The organism is Aeromicrobium sp. PFPM2_SD2 (assembly GCF_057364525.1).
Genome location: NZ_JBNFNZ010000074.1, coordinates 1 through 7,446, shown reverse-complemented (window position 1 = coordinate 7,446; position 7,446 = coordinate 1). Strand labels below are relative to the sequence as shown.

The following is a 7,446-nucleotide window of genomic DNA, read 5'->3' as shown; positions in this document are numbered from 1 at the left end:
TGCGCGGCGTCGCCCGGGGCCGCGCACGGGCTCCGCCTGACGGCCTCCGGACGCAGCGACGCCCCGCCCGACAAGGTCGGACGGGGCGGTCGCGGGGACGCGTCGGGGATCAGCCGACGTGGACGCCGCCCTCGGGGCCGTCCGTGGCCAGCTCCTCGTGCTTGACGTTCAGGAACGCCCAGATCGCGAGGGAGCCGATGGCGATGAGCGCCGCGCCGACCAGGAAGGCCGCCGTCGCGCCCTCGGTGAACGACCCGAGGAAGGCCAGCGGTCCGGCGGCGTCGGCCGGCAGACCGCGGGCGGTCAGGTCGCGGACCAGGTCGGTCTTGGTCGCGTCGCTCGCCTGCAGCGCCACGGTGCTGAGGATGGCCAGGCCGAGCGCACCGCCGACCTGCTGCATCGTGTTCAGCACGCCCGAGCCGATGCCCGAGTCCTCGGCGCGCAGGTGGTGCACCGCCGTCAGGGTGAGCGGCACGAAGACCGCGCCCATGCCGACCGACATGAGGACGATGAACGGGAAGATCGAGGCCCAGTAGCTCACGCCCTCGCCGAGGTGGCCGCCGTCGGCCAGCGCCATGAGGTCGGCCGTGCCGTGCGGGACGTCCAGCCGCGAGAAGCCGAACAGCGCGCCGGCGGCCATGAGGGTGCCGACCCCGGCGATGAAGCGCGGGTCGATGCGGTTGACCAGGTTGGACGAGACGCCGGCCCCGACGACGATGCCCACCGAGAACGGCAGGAACGCGAAGCCGGTGTGCAGCGGGCTGTAGCCGACCACGAGCTGGATGAACAGGCTCAGGAAGTAGAACATCGCGAACATCGCGGCCGGGACGATCATCATGACCAGGAAGCTCGTGGCCCGGGTGCGGTTGGCGAACACGCGCACGGGCAGCAGCGGGTGGGCCACCCGCGACTCGACGACGGCGAAGAGGGCCAGCAGCACGACGCCGGCGGCCAGCGACGCGATCGTCCAGGTGTCGCCCCAGCCGTGGGCCTCCTCGCCGGCGCGGGTGAAGCCGTAGACCAGGCCGAGCAGGCCGAGGGTGCCCGTGATGGCGCCGGGGACGTCCAGCTCGCCGGGGTGCGACTCGGACTCGTTGAGGAAGCGCGGCGCCGCGGCGGCCGCGAGCAGGCCGATCGGCACGTTGATGAGGAACGTCCAGCGCCAGCCCTCGAGGCCGAGCACGGGGTCGAGGCCGGTGAGCCAGCCGCCGAGGATGAGGCCCACGGCCGCGCCCGCGCCGGACATGGCCGCGTAGACGGCGAACGCGCGGTTGCGCGCCGGGGCCGGCCGGGAACGTCGTGGTGATGAGCGCCAGGGCGGCGGGCGAGGCCAGCGCGGCGCCCAGGCCCTGCAGGCCGCGGGCGGCGAGCAGCAGGCCCTCGTTGGCGGCGAGGCCGCCGAGCAGCGAGGCGATCGCGAAGACCGCCAGGCCGATCATGAAGACGCGCCGGCGTCCGTACAGGTCGCCCAGGCGTCCGCCGAGCAGCAGCAGGCCGCCGAAGGCGAGCGCGTAGCCGGTGACGATCCAGGTCAGGTTGGCGTCGTCGATGTGCAGGTCGTCGCCGATGAACGGCAGGGCGATGTTGGCGATGGAGGCGTCCAGCACCACCATCAGCTGCGCCACGGAGATGAGCAGCAGCGCCCAGCCCAGGTGGAGCTCGCGGCGCCCGGGCGGCGCCTCGGACGAGGTCGTGTCGGTCATGAGGGGTCCTTGAGGAGAGGTCCGGCTCGCACGGAGACGGACGGGAAGGGGAGGGGTGCCGCTCAGCGCGTGGCGGAGGGCACGATGATCTGGTCGATCACGCGAGAGATGAGACCGGGGTCGGCCGCCTCTCCCATGACGATCACGTGCTGCAGGACGATGCCGGCGAGGGCCGGCTCGAAGAGCTCGAGGTCGATGTCGTCACGGAGCTCGCCGCGGGCGGCGGCTCGCTCCCAGATGAGCCGCGAGGCGGCGATCTTGGGTCCGAGGACGTCGCGGCGGAACGCCTCGGCGAACTCGGGGTCGCGGGCCAGGGCCGTCACGACGGCCCCGAACGCGCCGATCGTGGTCTGGTCCGTCAGTCCGCCCATGCCGCAGAACACGGCCTCGAGGTCGCCCTTGAGCGTGCCGGTGTCGGCGTCGCTCGTGGGTCCCTTCGAGTGGACGAGGGCGTCGATCACGAGCCCCACCTTGCTGCTCCACCGGCGGTACAGCGTGGCCTTGGACGCCTTGGCCCGCGTCGCCACGGCGTCCATGGTCAGCCGGTCGTAGCCCACGTCGGCCAGCACCTCGAGGGTGACGGCGAGGATCTCCTGCTCGCGGTCGCCCTCGACGCGAGGACGCACGGAGCCGGAGTCGGCGGGGCAGATCATGGCGGGACCCTCGATCGGATGAAACGGAACCGTTCCGTTTCATCCCCAGCGTAGGGGGCCCGGCACCGCTGGCGCCACCCCTTCGTCGATGAACTCTGGGTGACGCGGCGTGACGTCGGGCACAGTCCCACCGGGGCAGGGCCCGGGACGAGTGTCGGGGGACGCGTCGGAGCCGGTGCGCCCCGCCGCGATCCCCAGGGGCGGCCCTGTGGCCCGGTGCGCTGCGCGCGTGGGAGGATTCGCACGCACGCCCGACGTCCGTCCGGACGCCGGTGGGAGCGGACGAAGGTGGACATCGTGGGCGGACGGGTGACCGGGCGGTGACGTCGTCGCAGGACGGACCTCGCCGATCCCTGCTCACCGGCTCGGCCAGCGGCCTGGACCACCACCTCTGGGAGGTGGCCGTCGGCGCCGCCGGCGTCGGCGTGTTCGTGTGGGACCTGACGACCCGCGAGCTGCGCTGGGACGAGTCGCTGCTGGAGATCTTCGGCCTCGACGGCACGACGTTCGACGGGACCATCGAGACGTTCTTCGCGTCCGTGCACCCCGAGGACCGTGACCGCGTCTCGGCCGCCCTCGACGTGGCGATCGCCAAGACCGGCACGTACGAGGCCGAGTACCGCATCATCGACCCGCACGGCGAGACCCGCTGGATCACCGCCCGCGGCCTCGTGGTCTCCTCGGCCGACGGAACCCCCCAGCACCTGCTGGGTGCCGCCTTCGACAGCACGGCCGAGCGCGACGAGGACGCCCGAGTCACCCAGGTGCTCGAGGCCATGCCGATGGCCTTCTTCAGCCTCGACCGCGACTGGCACTTCACCTACGCCAACCCCGTCGCCCAGCGCCTGCTCGGTGCCGTGAGCCTCGACGTCGTCGGGTCGGTGATCTGGGACCTGTTCCCCGAGTCGGTCGGCTCGGAGTTCGAGCGCGCGTACCGCCAGGCGGCCGAGACCGGACGTCCGGTGATGTTCGAGGCGTACTACCCGCCGCCGCTGGACGACTGGTACGAGGTGCGGGCCTGGCCGACGCCGAACGGGCTCTCGGTCTACTTCTTCGACATCACCGAGCGTCGCCGCCTGCAGGAGGAGCTCGTCCGCACCTCGCGGGTGAGCAGCCTTCTGGCGCAGATCACCGGCGCGCTCAACGAGACGATGGAGGCCGAGGAGGCCGTCGCGGTGCTCGCCGAGCTCGTGGCCCCGACCCTGGCCGACTGGTGCATCGTCACCCTCGTCGAGGGCGAGGGCGAGCTGGCCACGGACCGCTGGCGCGAGCGGCTCCGCGACCTGGCCACCTGGCACGGCGACCCGGAGCGGCGCAACCTGGTCGAGCGCTACGCCAAGGTGCGCATCTCGGCGCTCAGCGACGAGTCCTTCGTGCGCCGCGGCCTGGAGAGCCAGGACCCGGTCATCCTCGCCAGCCACGCCGAGGAGACCGTCGGTGCCGCGCTGGAGTCCGAGGAGGCCCGGCAGGTCCTGGCCGAGCTCGCGCCGGAGTCGGCCGTCGCCGTCCCGCTGCGCGGCGCGGGCGCACGGTCGGCCTGCTGACCGCGTACCGCTCGGCCGACCGGCCGGCGTTCGGCACCGAGGACCTCGACGTCCTGCGCGAGATCGCCGCGCGCGCCGGCCTCGCGCTCGACAACGCGCGGGTCTTCGCCGAGCAGCGCAAGCTCGCCGAGGCCCTGCAGCGCAGCCTGCTGACCGACCCGCCCGAGCCCGACCACCTCCACGTCACGGTCCGCTACGAGCCCGCAGCGGAGGGCGCCGAGGTCGGCGGCGACTGGTACGACTCGTTCATCCAGGCCGACGGCGCGACGAACGTCGTCATCGGTGACGTCGTGGGGCACGACACCGCGGCCGCGACGGCCATGGGCCAGCTCCGCGGCCTGCTGCGCGGCATCGCCATCACCACGGGCGAGGGACCGGCCGAGGTGCTGCGCCGGGTCGACGCGGCCATGTCGCTGCTGCAGATCGAGACCACGGCCACGGCCGTCGCGGCCCGCTTCGAGCAGTCGCCGCAGGACCGCGAGCGGGGCATCACCCGCCTGCGCTGGTCCAGCGCCGGGCACCCGCCGCCGCTCGTCGCGGTCGCGCACGACCCGGAGCGTCCCGGCGTCCGGGTGGACGTGGCCGAGATCAGCCCGTACGACGACATCGAGGTCGACGTGCACGAGCTGGAGCAGGAGCCCGGCGTCCTGCTCGGCCTCGACCCGGACGCGCCTCGTCCTGAGTCGGTGTTCGACCTGCCGGCGGGCTCGACGGTGCTGCTCTACACCGACGGCCTGGTCGAGCGCCGGGGCGAGGACATCGACGTCGGCATCGCCCGCCTGCGGGACGCGTTCGCCGAGGTCGTGGCGCAGGGGCTGGCCGCCGACCTGGCCTGCGACGCGATCCTGCGCCGGCTGCGGCCCGACGTCCCCGAGGACGACGTCGCCCTGGTCATGGTGCGGGTGCACCGCGAGGACCGGCCGCGTCCGCCCGAGGCCGGGCCGCAGCGCGTCCCGCCCGGCTGCCCTGACGACGACGAGGCCCCTCCCCGCATGGGGAGGGCCTCGTCGTGGGTGCGGGTCCGGTCAGCCGCGCTCGTCGTCGTTGAGCCGGCGCAGCAGCTCGGCCAGCTCCTGGACGTCGCGCAGCTGCCAGGCGCCGAGCCGCTCGTGCAGCATCCGGCGCTGGGGCCAGCCGACCTCGTCGATGCGCCGGCGCGCCTCGGGCGTCGCGGCCACGGTCATCGCCCGCCGGTCGCTCGGGTCGGGCTCGCGCGTCACGAGGCCGACGTCGACCAGCTGGGTCACCAGCCGGCTCACCTGGCCCTTGTCCGCGTGCAGGACGGACGCGAGCGCCCCCTGCGGCTGGTCGCCCTCGCGGACGAGGTGCAGCAGCAGCGCGAGCGACGCGGCGTGCAGGTCCGGGTGCACCTGCACCGCCAGGTCACGGAAGCGGCGCTTGCTGTCGGACATCATCCGGACGAGCTGGCGCTCGACGTCCTCGATCGCGCCACGCTGCGTGCCGGCGTCGGCGCCGGTCTCACTGGTGGTGGTCACGGCCGTCCCCGGGGTGCTCCGGACCGGTCTGCGCCGCGACGGCCTCGGCGGCCTGGGCGAGGCGCTCGGCGGCGCTCGCGTCGTCCTGGCTGGCCTGCTTCTCGTGCCGGGTCTGCGTGCCCAGCGCCTTGTTCGGCAGCATGGCGACGGCCAGCAGGCTCAGCAGGCCGAGCGGCGCGGCGTACAGGAAGATGTCGGCGACCGACTGGCCGTAGACCGACTCGACGATGTCGCGCACCGGGCCGGGCAGGCTCGAGACGGACGGGATCGTGCCGCTGTGCAGCGCCTCGGCGACCGAGCGCCCCTGCTCGCCGAGCGAGGCGATGGCCTGGCCGAGCGCCTCGCGCTTCTCGCCCATGTGCGAGACGACCTTGTCGCCCAGCACGGCGCCCAGCACGGAGACTCCGACCGTGCCGCCGACCGAGCGGAAGAACGTGACGCCCGAGCTGGCGACGCCGAGGTCGCGCGGCTCGACGTCGTTCTGCACGACGAGCACGAGGTTCTGCATGACGATGCCGACGCCGGCGCCGAGCACGAACATGTAGACCGACACCAGGACGAACGGGGTGTCGTACTCGATCGAGCCCATGGCCAGCAGGCCGACCGTCAGCGCGACCGCACCGGCGACCAGGTAGCCCTTCCAGCGTCCGCTGGCGGTGATGCGGCGGCCGATGACCGCCGAGGCGCCCAGCAGGCCGACCATCATCGGGATGGTCATGAGGCCGGACTGGGTGGCCGACGCGCCGCGGGCCAGCTGCATGTACTGCGACAGGAACACCGAGGTGCCGAACATGGCGACGCCCACGGCGAGGCTGCCGACGACCGACCAGCTGAACGTCCGGCTGCGGAACAGGTGCAGCGGGAGCAGCGGCTCGCTGTGGCGCAGCTCGACGGCGACGAACAGCACGAGCCCGAGCAGCGAGCCGAGCACCATGGCGGCGGTGGTCGTGCTGATCCAGTCGAAGTCCTTGCCCACCAGGGTGACCCAGATCAGCAGGGTCGAGACCGAGGCGGCGAGCAGCACGATGCCGAGGTAGTCGATCTTGACGACGCGCTTGGGCAGTGGCGGCAGGTGCAGGGTGCGCTGGATCATCACGAGGGCGACGACGGCCAGCGGGACGGCGATGAAGAAGTTCCAGCGCCAGCTGAACGCGTCCGTCACGACGCCGCCGAGCAGCGGGCCGCCGACGGTGGCGAGCGCCATGACGCCGCCGAACAGGCCCATGTACCGGCCACGCTCGCGCGGGGAGACGATGTCGGCCATGACGATCTGGGTGAGCGCACCCAGGCCGCCGGCGCCGACGCCCTGGACGGCGCGCATCGCGATGAGCCAGCCCGCGCCCTCGGCGAAGCCGGCGGCGGCGCTGGCCACGATGAAGATGGTGATCGCGAGCTGCAGCAGCAGCTTGCGGTTGACCAGGTCGGCCAGCTTGCCCCAGATCGGGGTCGAGACGGCGGTGGTCAGGAGGGTCGCGGTGACGACCCAGGTGAAGGCGGTCTGGCCGCCGTGGAGGTCGGCCAGGATGATCGGCAGCGACGAGCTGACCACGGTGGTGGCCAGCATCGACACGAACATGCCGAGCAGCAGTCCGGTGAGGACCTTGAGGATGGCGCGGTGGCGCGCGGCGTCGGCGTCCGCCTCGGCCTGCGTCCGCTCGGGATCAGGGGTGGTCATGGGCTCTCCAGCACTTCGTTGTGAACGTCAATAGTTGCGACTGTTCAACGATACACCGTTGCGCTACGGAACCAAAGCCATCTGGGTCACGCGTCGCCGGTCTCCACCTGATGGCCACCGGGGCGGCCCCAGTCCGCCCACGACCCGTCGTAGACGCGGTACGGACGTCCGGTGAGCTCGGCCGCGAGGCCGACGACGCACGCGGTGACCCCGGAGCCACAGCTCACGACCACGGGGACGTCCGGACCGGCGACCGCGTCGAGCGCGGCACGCAGCTCGTGGACCGGGCGGAGCCGCCCGTCGTCCAGCAGGTCGGTGAAGGGCAGGCTCACGCTGCCAGGGACGTGACCGCCGCGCAGGCCCGGCCGCGGCTCG

General features: G+C 73.1%; 6 protein-coding genes and 2 pseudogenes. 2 read left to right on the top strand and 6 right to left on the bottom strand.

Going from position 1 to position 7,446, the window contains the following annotated elements; all coding sequences use genetic code 11:
- Nucleotides 1–109: 109 nt before the first annotated feature.
- The 3 genes and pseudogenes from AC2W7G_RS05755 to AC2W7G_RS05745 form a co-directional block, all read right to left on the bottom strand.
- Entirely contained in the window at nt 110–1,246 is a 1,137-nt protein-coding gene (locus AC2W7G_RS05755) for an MFS transporter (RefSeq protein ID WP_485867593.1), read from the bottom strand.
- Nucleotides 1,247–1,352: 106 nt separating this feature from the next.
- Nucleotides 1,353–1,613 (bottom strand): annotated as a pseudogene (locus tag AC2W7G_RS05750) (MFS transporter); the annotation flags it as partial.
- Between the two features lie 152 nt (nt 1,614–1,765).
- A complete protein-coding gene (locus AC2W7G_RS05745; RefSeq protein ID WP_485867592.1) occupies nt 1,766–2,356 on the bottom strand; it encodes a TetR/AcrR family transcriptional regulator in 591 nt (196 codons plus the stop codon).
- A 320-nt stretch (nt 2,357–2,676) separates the two neighbouring features.
- Here AC2W7G_RS05745 and AC2W7G_RS05740 point away from each other — a divergent pair, with 320 nt between their 5' ends.
- Nucleotides 2,677–3,900, top strand: coding sequence for a PAS domain-containing protein (locus AC2W7G_RS05740; RefSeq protein ID WP_485867591.1), 1,224 nt, complete (start codon nt 2,677–2,679; stop codon nt 3,898–3,900).
- Nucleotides 3,901–4,190: 290 nt separating this feature from the next.
- A pseudogene (locus AC2W7G_RS05735) lies at nt 4,191–4,748 on the top strand (PP2C family protein-serine/threonine phosphatase); the annotation flags it as partial.
- Between the two features lie 177 nt (nt 4,749–4,925).
- Here the strand turns inward: AC2W7G_RS05735 and AC2W7G_RS05730 are convergent.
- From AC2W7G_RS05730 to AC2W7G_RS05720, 3 genes are all read right to left on the bottom strand, one after another.
- Complete coding sequence (locus tag AC2W7G_RS05730; protein ID WP_485867590.1) at nt 4,926–5,396, bottom strand: MarR family winged helix-turn-helix transcriptional regulator; 471 nt, start codon at nt 5,394–5,396, stop codon at nt 4,926–4,928.
- Nucleotides 5,380–7,071 (bottom strand): DHA2 family efflux MFS transporter permease subunit, encoded by a 1,692-nt coding sequence (locus AC2W7G_RS05725; protein ID WP_485867589.1) that lies wholly within the window; start codon nt 7,069–7,071, stop codon nt 5,380–5,382. The genes AC2W7G_RS05730 and AC2W7G_RS05725 overlap by 17 nt, the downstream gene beginning before the upstream one ends.
- An 86-nt stretch (nt 7,072–7,157) precedes the next feature.
- Nucleotides 7,158–7,446, bottom strand: a 289-nt coding sequence (locus AC2W7G_RS05720; RefSeq protein WP_485867588.1) for a rhodanese-like domain-containing protein, incomplete at its 5' end; no start/stop codon positions are given.